16 protein-coding genes are annotated in these 18282 nt (G+C 53.9%); 3 read left to right on the forward strand and 13 right to left on the reverse strand.

All coding sequences use genetic code 11. The features are described from left to right. Nucleotides 1–863 precede the first annotated feature (863 nt). Nucleotides 864–2717, forward strand: a complete 1854-nt coding sequence (locus tag AC2T28_RS23715; protein ID WP_486751087.1) for an amidohydrolase — start codon at nt 864–866, stop codon at nt 2715–2717. A 112-nt stretch (nt 2718–2829) separates the two neighbouring features. Here the strand turns inward: AC2T28_RS23715 and AC2T28_RS23720 are convergent, their stop codons facing one another. From AC2T28_RS23720 to AC2T28_RS23760, 9 genes are all read right to left on the reverse strand, one after another. Beyond that, nucleotides 2830–3606, reverse strand: coding sequence for a LamB/YcsF family protein (locus tag AC2T28_RS23720; RefSeq protein ID WP_486751088.1), 777 nt, complete (start codon nt 3604–3606; stop codon nt 2830–2832). Next, nucleotides 3603–4631 (reverse strand): 5-oxoprolinase subunit C family protein, encoded by a 1029-nt coding sequence (locus AC2T28_RS23725; protein ID WP_486751089.1) that lies wholly within the window; start codon nt 4629–4631, stop codon nt 3603–3605. Before AC2T28_RS23725 ends, AC2T28_RS23720 begins: the two co-directional genes overlap by 4 nt. Then, a complete protein-coding gene (locus AC2T28_RS23730; protein ID WP_486751090.1) occupies nt 4628–5365 on the reverse strand; it encodes a 5-oxoprolinase subunit B family protein in 738 nt (245 codons plus the stop codon). Before AC2T28_RS23730 ends, AC2T28_RS23725 begins: the two co-directional genes overlap by 4 nt. An 18-nt stretch (nt 5366–5383) precedes the next feature. After that, nucleotides 5384–6667: a TRAP transporter large permease gene (locus AC2T28_RS23735; protein WP_486751091.1), complete on the reverse strand. Its 1284-nt coding sequence runs from the start codon at nt 6665–6667 to the stop codon at nt 5384–5386. A gap of 2 nt (nt 6668–6669) precedes the next feature. Continuing rightward, on the reverse strand, nt 6670–7233 hold the full coding sequence (locus AC2T28_RS23740) for a TRAP transporter small permease subunit (RefSeq protein WP_486751092.1): 564 nt from the start codon (nt 7231–7233) through the stop codon (nt 6670–6672). Between the two features lie 59 nt (nt 7234–7292). Then, nucleotides 7293–8330, reverse strand: coding sequence for a TRAP transporter substrate-binding protein (locus AC2T28_RS23745; RefSeq protein WP_486751093.1), 1038 nt, complete (start codon nt 8328–8330; stop codon nt 7293–7295). Continuing rightward, nucleotides 8327–9166 (reverse strand): putative hydro-lyase, encoded by an 840-nt coding sequence (locus AC2T28_RS23750; RefSeq protein ID WP_486751094.1) that lies wholly within the window; start codon nt 9164–9166, stop codon nt 8327–8329. Before AC2T28_RS23750 ends, AC2T28_RS23745 begins: the two co-directional genes overlap by 4 nt. Nucleotides 9167–9241: 75 nt before the next feature. Then, complete coding sequence (locus AC2T28_RS23755) at nt 9242–10132, reverse strand: LysR family transcriptional regulator (protein WP_486751095.1); 891 nt, start codon at nt 10130–10132, stop codon at nt 9242–9244. Between the two features lie 83 nt (nt 10133–10215). Beyond that, nucleotides 10216–11094 (reverse strand): LysR family transcriptional regulator, encoded by an 879-nt coding sequence (locus tag AC2T28_RS23760; RefSeq protein WP_486751096.1) that lies wholly within the window; start codon nt 11092–11094, stop codon nt 10216–10218. Nucleotides 11095–11210: 116 nt separating this feature from the next. Here AC2T28_RS23760 and AC2T28_RS23765 point away from each other — a divergent pair, with 116 nt between their 5' ends. Further along, nucleotides 11211–11843 (forward strand): glutathione S-transferase family protein, encoded by a 633-nt coding sequence (locus AC2T28_RS23765; RefSeq protein WP_486751097.1) that lies wholly within the window; start codon nt 11211–11213, stop codon nt 11841–11843. 64 nt (nt 11844–11907) lie between these two features. Then, nucleotides 11908–13977: a 2Fe-2S iron-sulfur cluster-binding protein gene (locus AC2T28_RS23770; RefSeq protein WP_486751098.1), complete on the forward strand. Its 2070-nt coding sequence runs from the start codon at nt 11908–11910 to the stop codon at nt 13975–13977. 684 nt (nt 13978–14661) lie between these two features. Here the strand turns inward: AC2T28_RS23770 and AC2T28_RS23775 are convergent. The 4 genes from AC2T28_RS23775 to AC2T28_RS23790 all read right to left on the reverse strand — a co-directional run bounded on the left by AC2T28_RS23775 (nt 14662) and on the right by AC2T28_RS23790 (nt 18147). Continuing rightward, nucleotides 14662–15150: a universal stress protein gene (locus AC2T28_RS23775; protein ID WP_486751099.1), complete on the reverse strand. Its 489-nt coding sequence runs from the start codon at nt 15148–15150 to the stop codon at nt 14662–14664. 28 nt (nt 15151–15178) lie between these two features. After that, the gene (locus AC2T28_RS23780) at nt 15179–16519 is read right to left on the reverse strand and encodes a TRAP transporter large permease (RefSeq protein WP_486751100.1); all 1341 of its coding nucleotides are present in this window, start codon (nt 16517–16519) and stop codon (nt 15179–15181) included. Continuing rightward, on the reverse strand, nt 16519–17067 hold the full coding sequence (locus tag AC2T28_RS23785; protein WP_486751101.1) for a TRAP transporter small permease: 549 nt from the start codon (nt 17065–17067) through the stop codon (nt 16519–16521). The genes AC2T28_RS23780 and AC2T28_RS23785 overlap by 1 nt, the downstream gene beginning before the upstream one ends. 63 nt (nt 17068–17130) lie before the next feature. Then, on the reverse strand, nt 17131–18147 hold the full coding sequence (locus AC2T28_RS23790; RefSeq protein ID WP_486751102.1) for a TRAP transporter substrate-binding protein: 1017 nt from the start codon (nt 18145–18147) through the stop codon (nt 17131–17133). Nucleotides 18148–18282 lie beyond the last annotated feature (135 nt).

Consider the following 18282-nt stretch of genomic DNA (forward strand, 5'->3'; position numbering starts at 1 on the left):
CCCGATCAAGGCGTCCCGACATATCGCGGCCGAGGATAAACACAGTTGGACCGTGTTTGTTTCAGCGAACACGGTCAACTCGGCTGTGGTATGTGATTTGTTGTGTCTACCTGCTCCGTTGACCCTCAATGTATAGTTTTACGCTCTACAGTACGTGAAGCACTTGGCTTCGCACTATCCGGAATGAACCGAGTTTTTTTAAGCAGCAGAGCTGCAATCCCGGAGATGGGCCAGTGTCAGTAAGGGGCGCATTGTCGGACAAAAGCAACCGCTGCTGCCCAAACACGTCTGAGCGATCTGCGTTCGCCTGGAGATCGCGGGCACTCATCGCAACTTTCCACTTTTCAATCTGGCCATCGACAGTAAACCTCCGAGGAGGTGATCAGGCTTACCTGAAAGTCGCTGACGTTTTTGCGGGAAAACAAGTCAATAATCGCGCGCCGATCATTCCGAGTAAACCCAAAAATCCAGTCCGATTTGAGATCACAGACGGAACTTGTAAACCGTTCCCATTGGTGACCGGGTCCGAATATCTGTGGTTGGGGCGGATCCATGAGCGTCTGCACATTCGACACGAAGGACGGGATGCAGCAGTTCTCTGCGTCGGACAACAATGGCAGCTAAGCACAGAAAGCGACCTTTGCAAAACCGGGTAGACATCAACAGGAACGGCCTATTCTTGGCGTTGAAGCTTGCCGCAGCGCGTGGCTGAGTGTCCGTTCCATGGTAATTGACTTTCAGGCTTAGGTTGTGTTTCGGCTGGCATAACCCTCAAATTTCCCGCATCCTTTATCCATGTTGTTAAACTGGAAGGTAATACAGTGACCCATTTGAACCGCAGAGCATTTTTACGAACCGGCCTCTTGAGCGCAACCTTTTTGATCTCTCCTGCTGCGGTGGCCTTGGCAAAAACATCCTCTCTTTCTGACCTTGGCAAGCTGCTGATCTCGGATGCTACTATAAAGATCTATTCCGCCCGCGAGATCGTCACGCTTGATCCGTCGCAACCAGCAGCGTCTGCCGTTGCGGTTGCAAACGACCGCGTTCTGGCTTGTGGCAGTCTTGAGGACGTAAAAGCGCGCATTGCTGATCGGGCCTATGAAATTGATACAATCTTCCAAGACAAAGTGATTGTTCCAGGCTTTATCGCCCAGCATGCGCACCCGCTGCTTGCGTCCCTGTCCATGTCCTCTGAAATCCTGTCGATCGAAGACTGGGAGCTGCCCACGGGGACGGTACCGGCGTTGAAAGACAAAGCTGATTTTGTGGAACGCCTGACAGCTGCCGAAGCAAAACTCGATACACCCAATGCTGTGTTGTTCAGCTGGGGCTATCATGCCGCATTTTATGGCCCGCTTACCCGCAGCGATCTGGACAAAATCAGCTCAACCCGCCCCGTCATCATCTGGCTACGGTCCTGCCATGAGTTTGTGATGAACTCGTTTGCCCTTGATCAAGCTGGCATCACCCAAGAGGTTATGGATGGGTGGAGCACATCCGCCAAGGAACAGTCCAGTTTTGCAGAAGGTCACTTCTGGGAGCAAGGCATGTTCTCAGTCCTGCCCCACATCGCCCCCATGGTCGCCAATCCCGACAAATTCCACGAAGGCGCGATAGTGATGCGCAATTATATGCATGCCAAAGGGATCACCTTTGGCAATGAACCTGGTGGAATCTTGGCCAAACCGGTTCAGGACGCGGTGAATTCGGTCATGTCCGACTCTTCAATGCCGTTCCGCTGGTCGTTTATGGCCGACGGCAAAACACTGGCAGAAACCTATGCGGACGACGCCCAGGTTATTGCCGAAACCGAGAATCTGGAAAGCTGGTACAACGGGATGACCCACTTTGCGAGCGGATCTGTAAAGCTGTTTGCGGATGGGGCGATCTATTCGCTCGCGATGCAGCTGCGGGATCCCTACATCGGCGATTACCACGGCGAGTGGATGATGGATGAGGACCTGTTTGAGCGGTCCTTCCGTATCTACTGGGACGCAGGGTATCAAATTCATATTCACGTGAACGGCGATGCAGGGTTGGACCGCGTACTGAGTAATCTTGAAACCAACCTGAAACGCAATCCACGTTCTGACCACCGGACCACCATTGTCCATTTTGCAGTCAGCGCAGCGGACCAGGTTGATCGCATCAAGCAGCTTGGCGCCATTGTGAGCGCCAACCCATATTATGTATCTGCCTTGGCCGATCAATATAGCGAAACGGGGCTTGGGCCAGACCGGGCAGATCAGATGGTACGTCTGGGGGATATCGAGCGTGCGGGTATTTCCTATTCGCTACATTCCGACATGCCTATGGCCCCCGCCGACCCATTGTTTTTGATGTGGTGCGCAGTCAACCGGATCACCAGTTCCGGACGGGTTGCCGGTGAAGGCCAGCGTGTCTCGCGCGAGGGGGCCTTGCGCGGTGTGACCCTGGATGCGGCCTATTCACACCGGTTAGAGCACGAACGGGGCAGTATCGAGGTCGGCAAGCTCGCGAACTTTACAATTCTGGACGAAAACCCCCTGACCGTTGACGCGGCAGAAATCAAAAATGTGGGCGTCTGGGGCACGGTTATGGAAGGTCAGATAATTCAGGTCGGACAGGCTGATGATCAAGAAGCATCGCTAAGTCCTATTCCACCAGGCCTTGATGGCTCCGAATTTGCCAAAGCCGCAATTGAGCATGCCATTCGTTCGGTCCATTCCCACGGGTAGCGTCATGTGAATGAGACCGGCAGCGGGCTTTCGTAAGGCGGACATTGGTCGTCAACGCAGCGAATGTCCGCTGTCCGCCATACAAGAATTTTGTCGATTCTTGGAGCGAAACCTACTTGCAGAAATTAGGCATGAATTTTGTCACGCCCAAACCTGAGATTTCAAGCAACTGCCGTGCAGATATGGCAATTTCAACCGCTTCTGGTGTGTCGCCGTGTAGGCAGATGGTATCAATCCGGGTTGGGATGTGTTTGCCGCTTTGTGTAATGATACAGCCTGATCCGACCATTTCGACCACCCGTTGGGCTGCGATTTTGGCATCATGGATCACGGCTCCTGGCTGACTTCGATCCACAAGTGTTGCGTCGTCGTTATAGGCACGGTCGGCAAAAATCTCGCTGGCCATTTGGCATTTCAACTCGGTTGCTACATCTGCTTGCGCTGTGCCTGCCAAAGTTACGATGATGATGTTTGGTGCGACCTTCAATGCCGCCTTATAGCAGGTCATGGCTAGGGCCTTATCCGATGCTGCCATATTTGCCAGCGCGCCATGCAATTTCAGGTGCCTTATCTGCGTTCCATTGGCCCGCGCCATGGCCTGTGCCGCGCCCAGTTGGTACTGGATCAGATTGGTGAGGCTTTCCGTCGAGAGCCGCATTTGCTGTCTGCCAAACCCTTGCAAATCAGCAAAGCCCGGGTGTGCGCCAATACCAACCCCACGGTCTCTGGCGGCGCGGATGGTTGTGGCCATGACATTTGGGTCACCCGCATGGAAACCGCAGGCGATATTGGCCGAGGTGACCAGATCCAGCAGTTCGGTATCATTGCCCATGACCCAGGCCCCAAAGCTTTCACCCAAATCAGCGTTCAGGTCTATTGTCTTACTCATCCATCCAGTCTTTCCAAATCATCACCAGCAGTGACACCGCTAATCAGCTGATAAGACAGCAGATTGCTGATGCTGCGCGGATCACGGATCAGTGGCTCAAGTGTCATGCCAAGTGTCCTGCGGCGCTCTGTTTCGTGTCGTTCAATTTCGATGGCTTCGTCTAGATCAACAAAGCGAAAAGTCAGCGTTGCCCCAGCACGTGCTTGTGCAATGCACGGCAAGTCTGTGGGGATGACCGAGCCGATCCGGGGATAACCGCCCGTTGTCTGGCATTCACTAAGCAGTACAAACGGGGTTCCGTCGCCAGTGATCTGCACATCACCAGGCACAATCACTTCGGAAATGACACTTAGCCCCGCGTCCGATTTGAAACCGCCACTGTCAGGCAGCAGCCTCACCCCCATGCGGTTGCCGCGTGTATCCCGGGTAAAGGTCGAGGTTTCAATTCGCGCACGCTGAGCCGCATCAAACAACTCGGTTTGCATACTGGGCAGAATGCGCAGTACGCCGCCGTCAAAACGTTGGTCTGACTCCAGACACATCCCGACATGCGAGGACAGTGGATCAGCTCCGACATTCAGGTGTTCACCAGCCTGCAGAACTCCTTTAATCCCTGCTGCCAAATGGGCACTTTGCGCGCCGAGCACGATCTCGTCCTCAAGCCCCCCGCCAAGGTGCAGATAGCCGTAGGATCCGGTTTCGGCCGCCCCGATAGTCAGCCTTGCACCCTGATACAGCAAATGGCTTGCGTTCCAGGTCAGGCGCTCACTGTCTATGCTGGCCCGCATCGGGGCACCTGTCAGGGCAATGCGCATATCCTCAGTCGCTTCAAACTCGCCACCCATACCTGCCATTTCGATGGCGGGTTTACTGCTGTCTTGCCCCAGCAAGGCTGCGCCCTCGGCAAGTGCCAGCCGATCTGCCGCGCCTCCGCGAGACAGACCGTTGGCCAGATAGCCTGGGCGACCCTGATCCTGAATGGTCAAGCCGGGGCCTGCCCGGTGGATGATCAATTCGCGGGTCATTTGATCACCTCGGACAACGCGCCACCATTTGGATCGGTTCGCATGTTGGCCAAATGATCCGGCGCTGTTGGTGTGAACAGAACCTCATCCCCTGGACGCAGGACAAAGGGCTGCGCTGCGTCAGGCTGATAGGCTTGGAACGCTGTCTGCCCGATATGCCGCCAGCCGGTGGGTGTTGTAACCGAAAACAAGACCAGCTGACGAATGGCCACCACCAGCGCCCCAGCGGACACTTTGTCAGTCAGGTTGGTTTGCCGGGGAATGTCCCAGTTTTCAGACAGCTCACCCAGATAGGGTTGCCCCGGAGCAAAGCCGATGGTCTGCACCCGTACTTGTGACTGAGAAATGGACGCTATGGCCGCTTCACGGGTCATCCCTGCCGCATTGGCCGCTTCGTCCAGTTGCGGGGCCAGTTCGGTGCCATAGACGGTTGGAATACGCCACAGGCGTCGCCCGTCTGGCAGGCTCTCTTTGTACCAATCCTTCTCTGCAATTAGCTCGGCCAGTTTGGCCGCCAGTTCTGGATGGCTTTGCCACAGCGGGTTAAAGCGCACATAAGCGGACACCAGAGAGGTTGAGCATTCCTCGACCCCGTCCCATGCGCTTCGTTTGATCGCTTCGGCAAAGGCCAGAGCTGCGCGGTTTGCGGCTTCGCTCAAGCTCTCACCAAAGCGCACAAGGAAGCCGTCGACACCAAGCGGGGAAAGCTTGGGCCAGTCCGATTGCAACGGCATGATTTCAGTCCTTTGAGTTTAGTAGAACAGCGACGGCAGCCAAAGCGCCAGGTTTGGGAAGATCAGCAACAGCCCCAGCATCACAAACATGGTCAGCACAAAAGGCAGCGCACCCTTCATCACATCCATCATCACCCCGGTCTTGCGCAGCCCCTGCACAACATAGAGGTTGATGCCGATGGGCGGTGTGATCAGCGCGGTTTCCAGCAGCACCATCAGCAAAATGCCAAACCAGACCGGATCAAAACCAAGCGCCACAACAATAGGCGTGATCAGCGGGGCCATGGTCAGCAACATCGACAGGGTCTCCATGAAACAGCCGATGACAACCAACACCAGTATGATCATCAGCATGGTCTGCATGGGCGACCAGCCAAGACCGGTGACAAAATCGGTCAGCGCCTGGGTCAGCCCAATGATCGACAGAACAAAGTTCAAAAACACAGCGGCGATAATGATGAGCATGATCATGGCCGTGGTGCGCATGGTGCCCTCGATCGCCTGGCGCATCATGTCGATGCTGAGCTTGCCGTTGATCGCGGCCAAGATCATGGCGGCTACCACCCCGAGCGAGGCTGCCTCGGTTGGGGTGGCGATGCCTGCATAGATCGAACCGACCACCACCATGAAGATCCCCATGGGCGGGATTAGCGCTGGCAGCGCGCGAAAGCGTTCACCCCATGTATAGCTGAGCCGTTCACCACCCCAAGCGGGGCGCAGGATACACAGGACCACGATGGTTCCCATAAACAGGCCAGCCAGCAATAATCCGGGCAGAAAGCCGGCCAAGTATAGCTCGGGCACCGAAGTGTTGGTCAGCATCCCATAGAGGATCAGATTGATCGAGGGTGGGATCAAGATCCCAAGGGTGCCACCCGCGGCGATGGTACCTAGAAACAGCGGCTCGTTATAGCCACGTTTCTTAATCTGGGGGATGGCGACGGTGCCGATTGTGGCGGCGGTGGCAACGGATGAGCCCGAGGTGGCCGCGAACAGTGCCGAGGATCCAATGTTCGAGTGCATCAACCCGCCGGGCAGCCAGCCCAGCCACTTGACGATGCCGTCATACATGCGCTCGGTGATGCCTGCGCGCAGCAGGATTTCACCCAGCATTACAAACATCGGGATCGCCACCAGCAAAAAGTCAGTGCTGGTCTGCCATGCCATATCCGAAATGGCGCGGTGCAGCGGCATCGGGCTGTCTGTCCATTGTAGGATCAGGCCAAGCCATCCCAGTGAGGCCGCGATGGGAACGGCCAGTCCAATCAGGGCCAGCAGAATAAGGAGTGTTTTCAACAGCATGATTAGACGCTTTCGTCTTGTATTTGTTCGTCAATCGACTTCACGCCAATCAGTTCCTGCACGCCTGCGGCATCGCCCGCCAGCAGCCGCTTGACCGCAACCAGCCCCAGCAAAACACCGGTGACGACAAACAGAAGCCAGCCCAACAGCCAAGGAATTTGGGGGTATGCCAGTGGCACCCGCATTGGCGTGATCGAGCGAGAACCGTGGTGCAGCGTATCGCCCACCATGCCCCAGACCATAGTGGTCACGACCAGGGCAAAACCAATGAGCAAGGCAAGACCAAAGAGGTTGATGAGTGGATGTAGCTTGCGTGGCAGTACACCCATCAGGGCGTCCACCCGGATATGCGCGCGTTCAAACAGGGCAAAGCTGAGCGCAAAAGAAGTCGCAATGCCAAAGGCATAGCCCGACAGCTCATCTGCGCCGCCCAGTGATATGTTGAACAGTTTGCGCAGGATGACTTCGAGAGTGACCAGAAATGCCGACAGCACAATCAGGGAGCCGCCAATCCACGTTAGCCAGAGGCTGAGTTTCTGGGTTCGGCTGAGTAAAATTTCTAACATCGGACTTGCCTTTCAGGTGCAAAAAGGGCGACCAAATGACTGTGGCCGCCCCGTTTTGATCAGTTTGCTGCTGCTTTCATGCCCAGAACGGCACCCACGGTGTTGTTCCAGTTTTCAGCACAGTCAGCACCGCAGCGTTCGGCCCAGCGAGCCAGCACCACGTCAGTGGCAACCTGATCGCGAATGGCCAGATCTGCATCCGTAGGCTCAACCAGCTTCATGCCGCCCTTTTCACCTACCGAACAATCACCACCGGTAATGCAGGAGATGGCAACGGCGTCTTCGGTTGCGGTTTCGGCCCACATCCGCTCATTCAGGGCTGCAATCTCGGTCTGCATCAACTCTTGTTGTGCGGGCGACATGGAATTCCATTTGTCCATATTCATCGCGCCAAAGGCGAGGCCCCAACCGACGCGCAGGGTATAGGCATGGGTCGCAACCTGCTGCCAGTTGGCGGTATAGGCGGACATGGTGCCAGTAATGCCGCAATCGACCACGCCTTTTTCCAGTGCCGGAATCACTTCGGAAAACGGCACTGTGACCGAGGTTCCGCCAACACCTTCGACAAAATCACCCAGAGTTGTTGCGTAAACCCGGATCTTTTTGCCTTTCAGGTCTTCGATGCTGTTGACCTCGGCGTTGCACCACAGGGTCTGGCTGGGGAATGGATAGAGCATCAGCAGCTTGGCGTTATATGTCTCGGCAAAGGCTTTCTCCATTGTCGGATAATAGGCTTCGGCCACCTGGCGCTGGGTGTCGATATCCTGCGTAACCGAGCTTAGATCAGCGCCCTCAAAAATGGCGTTTTCCGCAGCGACATATCCCGGCAGGCCAAAGGCAAAGTCAAACACGCCGTTTTTAACAAGGCGCATGATTTCAAAACCTTTGAGGCCGAGGCCAGATTGCGATTGGATTTCACCAATGATCTGCCCGTCCGAAGCCTCGGCCAGATGTTCGTTGAAGAACGGGCCTTCGTGTTTTTGGTAATTGGTCAAGCTGGACCATGTGCCGACGGCCTTGAGCACAACAGGACTGTCTGCCAAACAGGCTGTTGCCGTTAGTGCCAGCACGGCGGCTGTGGATGCGAGTGTTTTCATTGTTCTTCTCCCTTGAATTCTGTGTTGGTTTTGTAATTTGGAACCTCAGCATGTTCGCTGACATCGGTGATCAGCATGTGGCCGGGTTTGTGGGTGATACAGAGCGGCAGGCCCGCGTTTTCAATCGCGACCTGTGGCGTCACCCCACAGGCCCAGAAAACGGGCACATGATTGGGCTTTACCGGGACCGGATCGCCCCAGTCCGGCGCGTCCAGATCGGCAATGCCAATGTCCGCCGGATCCCCCCAATGCACCGGCGCGCCATGCGCTAGTGGATAGCGACGAGATATTTCAACAACTTGGTCAACTCGGTTTTGGGGAATGAACCGCAGGCTCACCACCATTTGGCCGGAAAACGGGCCTGCGGGAACGGTTTGAATGCTCGAGCGAAACATCGGAACCGTTGTGTTGTTGTCGATGTGCCAAAGCGGGATGCCTGCCTGTTGCAGCGCGTTTTCAAAGGTAAAGGAGCAGCCCAGGGCAAAGACAACCAGATCGTCCTGCCACAGATCGTGGAGATCAAAGACCGTGTCGTCTAACGCGCCGTTGCGATAGATATTGTATCCCGGAACATCGGTGCGAATGTCGATGTCTTCACCCAGTGTGGTCATCATCGGGTTGCCGGTGTCCGACACCCCGCTGAGCGGGCAAGGCTTGGGGTTGCGCTGGCAAAACCGCATGAAATCGAGTGCATGCTTTTCGGGCATAATCGCCAGGTTCGCCTGCAAGGTGCCAGCGCCCAATCCTGCGGTATGGCCACGGTAATGGTCAGCCCTAATCGCAGCACGTACCGCTGCTGGCCCCAACCGCTTAAGCTCTGAATAAGATATGTTCACCTGCGTTCCTCCACTGGCAGCGAAGGTCACAGGAACCACTTATAATTTCAAATCGAATGTTTTTGTCGATATCGATCAGATATTTTTATCACCCAAATAGGCAACGGCGACATCTCGGGCGGTTTGTGCAGCGGTTTCGACTAGCTGGCTTTTGGGTTCAGCCAGATAAGACGCGGTGAACCTGAGCGGCGCTGGAACCCAGCCGGGATCGAACTCTTTGATCTGCCCTGCGTCCACGAACTCTTGCCCCAAGACCCGCGGCAAGGCGGCAACGCCAAGGTCCGCCGCGACCAGTCTGAAACAGGCCGACAGTGAAGAGGACGGAAAGACAGAGACATCTGGGCCAACCCGCTCAAACAGCAATTCTTTCAGCTCGCGAAAGGGGCGTGTGTGGCGCGCATAAGTCAGAACAGGGCGGCTTAGGTTCGATGCTTCTGGGGCGGCCTTGGACGACACATACCAAGCCAGGTCAAAACCAGGCAATTCAATATTATCAACCGAGTACTCAGAAACGGGCCCCAACAGGATTGCCAGATCAATCTCACGATTCAAGAGCCCCGCACGCAGGTTGATCGAAATATCAACGTTGAACTCAATTTCCAGCTTTGGATAGAGCTTGTGCAATTGTGCAACCAGTTCCGGCAACCAGCATTGGGCAATAGTCTCAGACACCCCCAGCCTCAGCCTGCCTTCGATACCGGCCGGGTCGACCACGTCCCGTTCAACCAGTTCGGCAAGCTGTTCGAATTTTTCAGCATGGGCAACCAGCAATTCACCCCGCTTGGTCAGCTTCATGCCAGCCGAGGTACGATCAAACAGTTCACAGGTCAGCGTTTCTTCCAGCTTTTTGATCCGCGCCGTAATCGCTGGCTGGGTCAGGTTCAGCCCAACGGCCGCTTTGCGCACACCGCCAAAACGAACGACCGTTAGAAATGTTTTGAGTTGCTCAATGTTGATTCTTGTCATGCGCGAACTGTGGCACGCTGGCTTACAAATTGCACTTTGCGCATGAGGGAGCGGAAACAGAACACTCCAAGTGCATGAAGCGCCTAGGAATATGCAGCCAGATAATCAATCAGCGCCCGGATGCGTGCCGTAAGGTGACGGCCCGGTGGATACACCGCATATAACCCGATACCGTCCGTCTCTTCCTTCTCAAATAACACCTTTAGCCGACCACTCTCCAGAAACGGTTCAGCGGTGTAATACGGCATACGACCAATCCCCATTCCATGAGCGGTCATATTGGCCACCGCAAGCGGAGAGTTTGCACGAAAACTGCCCGAAACCGGTACAGTCTCAATCCGGTTGCCCGACTTGAAAGCCCAGCTGTTGCTATTGGCACCATAGGTCGGCAGCAAGCAATTGTGGGTGGCCAGTGCCGCGGGTTCTTTTGGAACGCCATGCTGTTCCAGATAATCGGGCGAGGCACACAGAACGATACGCATCGTCAACAGTTTGCGCGCAACCAGGCTGGAATCCTTGAGATCCCCAAACCTGAGTGCCAGGTCAAAACCTTCCTCAATCACCGACACATGATGGTCCGACAAGTGCAACTCGACTGAAACATTGGGATGCGATGTCTGAAAAGGTTTTAGCATGTGGACAAGCCGAGATGCGCCAAATCCAGTTGGTGCAGTGATCCGGATAAGCCCAGCCAGTTCCGTTTGCTTGGCCTGCACCAAACCTTCAAGCTCGTCGAACTGCTCAAGCAAGGGCAAACACCGCTCGTAATAGGATTGCCCCGTATCGGTCAAAGTCACACTACGTGTGGTGCGGTGAAACAGCTGCGCGCCCAGTCGCTCTTCGAGTTGGCCCACATATTTGCTGGCCAGTTTGGTGCTGATGCCAACCCGTTTTGCACCGTCCGTAAAAGACTTTTGAGCCGCAACTGCGACAAAAGTCTGCATTCCTTGGAGGGTATCCATTATCACCACCACGTTCACAATGATTGAACGATTGAGTATATTATCGCTGTGATGATCTCAAGTTATTCCTGTGACATCGCCAGGCACTAGACCCGGCCCAACCAAGGAACAAAATCATGTCAAACGCTATTCGCATTCACGGCTTCCCGCTTTCCGGCCACTCACACCGTGTTGTACTGTTCGCCAGCCTTGCAGGTATCAACCACCAGGTTCTTACCGTTGATCTGGCAAATGGGGCACATAAGAAGGATGACTTTCTGGCGATGAACCCCGCCGGACAGGTGCCCGTGATTGAAGATGGCGAAACCGTAATTAGCGACAGCAACGCTATTCTGGTCTATCTCGCCCGCAAATACGCCCCTTCCTTCATTCCCTCGGATGCTGTTGAAGAGGCCGAAGTTCAGAAATTCCTGACCCTGGCCGCTGGCGAACTTGCTTTTGGTCCGGCTGCGGCCCGCCTGATCAATGTCTTCAATGCGCCGCTGGATGCTGATTTCACCAAAGCAACGGCTGCTAAGGTGCTGGCCAAGCTGGAAAACCACCTGGAAGGCCGAGACTTCCTTGTGGGCAATGCCCCTACAATCGCTGATATTGCCATCTACAGCTACACAGCCCACGCGCCCGAAGGGGACGTGTCCCTGGAGCCATATCCCAATGTACGCCGTTTCCTGAACAATATCGAAGTACTGGATGGGTTTGTTCCAATGCCGACCACGCCCGTAGGCTTGCGCGCCAGCGAAGCGGCCTGATCCCAACAGCCCAGTCGGTCCTTATCGGCTGGGTATCACTTCCCATTATACATCGAGGTCCGCCATGACTGATCAATCTCCTATTGCGTCAACGCCGTTCCATTCAGGCGAACAAGAAGCCCAGGCGCGTGTAGGTAAGCGTGAGCGTATGGAGGCCTTTGGGCAGATCGCTATCCGCCCCTTCATGCCAGATCAGCATCGCAAATTCTTTGAACAGATCCCGTTTGTTGTTATGGGCAGCGTTGATGCTGACGGATGGCCTTGGGCCTCGATCCTGAGCGGTGGACCAGATTTCATCCACTCGCCAGATAACAAGCGCCTCGATCTTAAAGCCTGGCCCGTTGCGGATGATCCATTGCACGCGTCATTAAAAGCAGGGGCACCTGTTGGCCTGTTGGGCATTGAGCTGTCTAGCCGTCGTCGCAATAGAATGAATGCCAATGTGATTGCAGCTGATGATGGCTCGTTTTCGCTGGGCGTGGCGCAGTCCTTTGGCAATTGCCCGCAATACATCCAGACCCGCGACCTGGAATTTGTCCGCACGCCCGGTGCTGAAGTTGAACGCCCTGCATCTGATCACTTGACTGTTCTGGACGATGCCGCCGTGACAACCATCCAGTCTACCGACACATTTTTTGTTTCCAGTTTCGTCAATCCAGACAACGACTTGACGGCCGAAGGTGTTGATGTGTCTCATCGCGGCGGGCGTGCTGGCTTTGTCAAAGTCAAAGGCAACACGCTGACCATTCCTGATTTTGCGGGCAACAACTTTTTCAACACCATCGGTAACTTTCTAAGAAACCCCAAAGCTGGCCTTTTGTTTCCCGATTTTGAAACTGGGGATCTGTTGATGTTAACGGGCTCGGTTGAACTGTTGTGGGAAGACCACCCCGATGTCGTCGCATTCGATGGCGCAGAACGTGGCTGGCGGTTTACGCTTTCACATGCTTTGCGCATCTTTGATGCTTTGCCGTTTCGGGCTAAATTCGGCGATTGGTCGGTCAATTCGATGATGACAGATACCTGGAAGCAATCGCAGGCGCGCCAAGTGATCGGAGAGCAACGCAATGCGTGGCGCAAATTGCGCGTTTCACGGATCGAGGACGAAAGCAGCGTTATTCGATCTTTCTATCTGGAACCTGTTGATGACTATCCTCTGCTGTCGTTCAAGGCAGGCCAGTTCCTGACGATCCGTGTCAGCCCTAAAGACAGTGCACCGCAGGTGCGGACCTATACGGTGTCCTCAGCTCCGGGTGATCCGGCCTATAGGATTTCGGTCAAACGAGAGCCCGGTGGCAATGTCTCAAACTATCTACACGATGAACTGTCGGTGGGGGATGTGATTGACACCAAAGCCCCAGCCGGCGGGTTTTATCTGGATGCAGTTGAAACGCGCCCAGCGGTGCTGATTGCTGGTGGTGTGGGCATCACGCCGATGATGGCAATGACCCGCCATATCCTAAACGAGCACACGCGTTCTCGGCACTTGCGTCCACTCACCATTTTCCATGCAGCGCAGACAACGCAACAAGCGGCTTTTGTCCATGAGTTCAGAGCTGCCGAGAAAAGCAGCGGCGGCAAGATACGCTATGTCTCCATCGTTAGTCAGCCAGCTGCAGGCGACACTGCCGGGATTGACTATGACGCAACCGGATACATCGATGCCGAGCTGTTGCGCAGTAATCTGGCTTTGGATGACTATGATGTTTTCCTATGTGGCCCCCCGCCGTTTATGCAGGCGGTCTACGACAGCCTACGCAGCTTGGGCGTGAACGATGGCCGCATCTTTGCCGAAGCCTTTGGACCAGCCGCTTTGACCCGTTCAATCGACCAAGTTTCTGCTGCTCACACCCCGGCACCCGAGGCCGAGACAGCAGTTGTTGAATTCCAAAAGTCCAACGTTGAACAGTATTGGGACAAAAGCAGTGGAACCTTGCTTGAAACAGCTGAAGCGCATGGGTTAACGCCAGACTTTTCCTGCCGCACAGGATCATGCGGCAGCTGTGCGGTGAAACTACGAGAAGGCAAAGTGGCCTATCGCACCCCACCAACAGCAGAGATAGCAGATGCTGAAGTACTTATCTGTTGTTCGGTACCAGCCGAGGGCAGCCCAAGACTTATTCTTGATCTCTAGCAATTTCCCAAAGCAAACGCTCACAGTGCTCAGTTTGCTTTGGGCCGACCCTGTGGCCGCGCTTACAAGCGCAACCATGATAAGCAGTTTCAAAATGAAAAGCCGAGATACCCTTTGGGGTCTGAGTACTAACACAGTGCCTGGGCCTAACCCCTTGGCAGGCCTTTGTGGAAACATCCAAAGACACGAGTCAAGAAAGGCTGTCTGGAGTCCCTATTTGGTGACAACAAAGAAGCCATTGATAAAGCACGGGACGAACTGTCAAAGTGCAAGCAGCGTAATCGAACCAGAAAACGCACGGGCGCATCCGGAAATGGGTTTGGATGGGTTTTTGAAGATAGATTTGGGAGCCGTCGCCGCCTGTTGAATGACGAAGCCCTGCGTTCCAGATGTAAAGGGTTGTCCGATCCTCTCAAGGCTCCGCCACCTGGCAGGTGGTGTGTGTTTCGGATGTGTCAGAGAAAGTGCCCAAAAAGCGAAAGGCGCCCCAGGGTTGGAGCGCTTTTTCGTTTATTGCCAAAATCTAGTTAGGATATTGGCTCCGGCGGTAGGGGTCGAACCTACGACCAATTGATTGACAGAACTGTGGAGATGGGAGGATTACCGATCAACATTCCATACATGGCAAAAAGCAAAAAATGGCGGCTGGGGAGCCGCCATAAGTTGACCTCGGGGGAGGTTAATTCATGAGGTATGGGGGACAACCATGGTTGGAATAATCGAGCGCCTAAGGACCCTTTTAACGACTGTTCCCAAGAACGTATGCCCGGTGCCATGTTCATGGGTTCCCATAACAATCAGGCCACATTTCAGCTCTTTGGCCCGCATCAGAATTTCTTCTGCTGGATGCCCGTCAACAAGCTCAACAGATCCGACCGACGCATAGGTATCTTTTTCATCACCAGAGAGTTTTTTCACAAACGCTTTCTGATTTTCCTTCAGGAGTTGTTTAACCGCCGCGTGTCGATTTTTGAGCGCCTCTTTTCGTGAAACATCATCCTGCATGAACATCTGCATTGTCACCACTGCGTCTTGCGACAATGGTTCCGTCACATGAAGGATATGAAGTTTTGCCTTGTTGGCCTGCGCTATGCTGAGTGCATAGCGCAGAGCGTTGTCGGAGTTTTCGGACAAATCTGTCGCGACTAGGATATCGTTTATTTTTGGTAGCATCGTTTAATTCCTTCAATCTAATCGCGGCTCAATATCCAAAGAACCTGGGCAGCCAGAGGGATATCTCTGGCACAAAGGCGATGATGAAAATCGCGACCGTATTGATGAAAGCAAACGGCAGGGCTGCCAGTGATATCTTCTCAATCGAGATGTTCGAAATCCCAGATGCGATAAACAGGTTCTCGCCCAAAGGTGGTGTCTGGAACCCAATGCCAAGGCAACATACCATCACAACACCAAAGTGGATCGGGTCGATACCAACGCTATAGGCAACCGGCAACATGACCGGCACCAGGATCAGGATAGTTGCCAGTGTTTCCATGAACATGCCCACGAAAAGCAGGAAAAAGATCACCAACGCCCAGATGATGTAGATATTGTCGGTGACCGACAACATGCCGTCCGCAATAACAGCAGGGATCTGGTTTTCGACCAGCAAACGCCCAAACACGGTCGCGGTAAACATGATCAACAAAACACGACCTGTGAGCCAAGTTGTTGTCTCAAGTGCAGTGAACAGCTTTTGCCAGCTAAGCTCACGGTAAATAAACGCACCCACAACCACGGTGTAGAAGATCGCAACAATTGCAGCTTCGGTGGGCGTAAAGAAGCCGGAGTAAATCCCGCCAAGAATAACCACCGGAGCCATAAGAGCCCAGAAGCCGCGATACAATTCACACCAAATCTGACGTGCAGACCAGCCCTCCGCAGATCCGCTGTACCCTTTCTTTTTGGCCAAAATATAGTTCATGGCCAGCAGGCTACCTGCGATCAAAAAGGCTGGCATGAAGCCCGCGATAAACAGTTTCGGGATCGACACAGTTTGAAACTGGCCAAATTCCTCAACTGCGGCAGGAGGAGCAGGCATGCCAAGAGCTGCGATACCAAAAATGATCAACGGGATTGATGGCGGGATGACAATGCCCAACCCACCCGATGATGCAGTGATCGCCGAAGAGAAGCTTCGTCCGTAGCCCCGGTCGATCATGGCTGGGATCATCAACATACCAACAGCAGCCGTAGTTGCCGGACCTGAACCTGAAATCGCACCAAAGAAAAGACAGGCGAAAACAGTCGCGGCTGACATACCGCCAGTGAAAGGCCCGGCAAAACTCTCGGCTACGTTAATTAATCGCCTAGATAGGCCAGAGGCTTCCATTAACGCGCCCGCAAGAATGAACGCTGGTAGCGCCATGAGCGGGAAGGAACCCACAGACGTAAAGGCAATTTGGACAAACTTAATCGGGTTCTCGCCAAGGTACAAAAACGAGAGCAGCGTGGACACGCCAAGTGCAACCGTGATCGGCGCCCCAATGAACATCAGAAGCAGAAAGCCTCCGAAAAGGATGAGGATGATTTGGGATTCCATTATACCTTCTCCAGCTCTAGTTCAGCTGTTTCTGCGCGAACTTCGTCTAAGTCGATGGCGTCGGGGTCACGCATATCTTCACCCTTGATGATCTTTTTGTAGTTCACCTGAAGAACGCGGAACGTCATCAGTGAAAAGGCAATCGGCAGAACGATGTAGACCCAGCTAAGGTGGAAGCCCAAAGTTTGAGACGACTGGAACCTGTTCATTTTGTTGAAAATAAAGTCGATGGACAGGTAAACAAAGTAGACGTTGAAGAAGACCCAGAACAGGTCGGCGAATGCCTCGATGTACTTGATTGCACCGGATGGCAGAAACTTGAATTGAAAGGTCACGCGGTTATGGGCGCCCATCTTGGCAGCATAGCTTGCGCCGAAGAAAACGAACCAAACGAACATGTAGATTGAAAGCTCTTCAACCCACGAAAAGGAAAAGTCGAACAGCGTCCGAACGATCACCTGCAGGAATAGAAGGCAAACAAATATCGCAAGTAACGTGCGACAGATGTAGCTCTCTATGTTGTCAATTACATACCAGAATTTAGTCATTGGCCCCTCACCCTTAGTTGAGAAAAGCGCCCGAGGGCGCTTTCCATTTTTTGTTGTTTTGATTTACTCAGAAACGGGGTCACGACCGATGGCGGAAAGCACTGCGTTCATCTTTTCGATGCCGCCAATGCTATCGTAGAACTTCGGCCAAACGGCTTCGGTTGCCAGTGTGATGAACTCTTCTTCGTTGTTCTCTGGGTCCGAGATTTCCATGCCGTTTTCCAGCAGGATCTGCTTAATTTCGGCTTCTTTCTCACGCAGGAACGTTGCAGATGCTGCAGTTGCTGCTTTACCCGCTTCAAGAACGATAGCCTGATCTTCGGCTGACAGTTCCTGGAACACCTGCTCAGAAATGATCAGAGGCTCGATCGAGAAGATGTAACGGATGTTTGTCACGTACTTCTGTACTTCGTAGAACTTCATCGCGTTGATGGTGGTGTAAGGGTTGTCCTGACCATCCACAACTTTGGTTTGCAGACCAGCAAAGGTTTCTGACCAAGCCATCGGCGTCGGGCTAATACCCCATGCCTTATAGGTGTCGATCATGATTTCGTTCTTAGGAACACGGATTACCAGCCCCTTCAGGTCGGCAACGGATGTAACCGGCTTTTTGGAGTTCGTCAGAACCCGAAAGCCCGTGTAAGTCCAAGCAATAATGCGAACGCCCGCATCATTGATCGTGTTTTCTGTCAGCTCCTGACCAATTGGTCCGTTGGTCAGAGTTTCAGCATCTTCCAGGCTCAAGATCACATATGGCAGTGTGAAAACGCCAACAGAAGGCGAAAACGGTGTGATGTTGTTGATCGCCAACAGCGACATGTCCAATGTACCGATAGCGGCGTCATTCACAGTGTCCTGCTCGGAACCAAGCTGACCGTTCAGAAACAACGTTCCAGTGTGCTTGCCACCCGAAAGCTCTTCCAAAGCAGTGACAAAGCCAACGCCTGTCGCTTCCTGACTACTTCCGCCACTGTCTCCAACAGCGATCTTAAAGTTTTTCGCGCTAGCTGGGGCTGCAACCATGAGTGCAGCAACAGAGGCCGCCGCCGCCGCCGTCGATAGGGACTTAATGAATTTCATTTTTGTATTCTCCACTTACTAATCTGAGAATGGCGGCCAAAACCACTCGCCACCAATCAGAAAACCACTGACAGTAATTCTCAATAGGTTGCAATTTAAGTGCAGTTAATACAAAGTTATTGACGTATAGTTTGA

The sequence above is a fragment of the Parasedimentitalea nitratireducens genome (assembly GCF_057444295.1).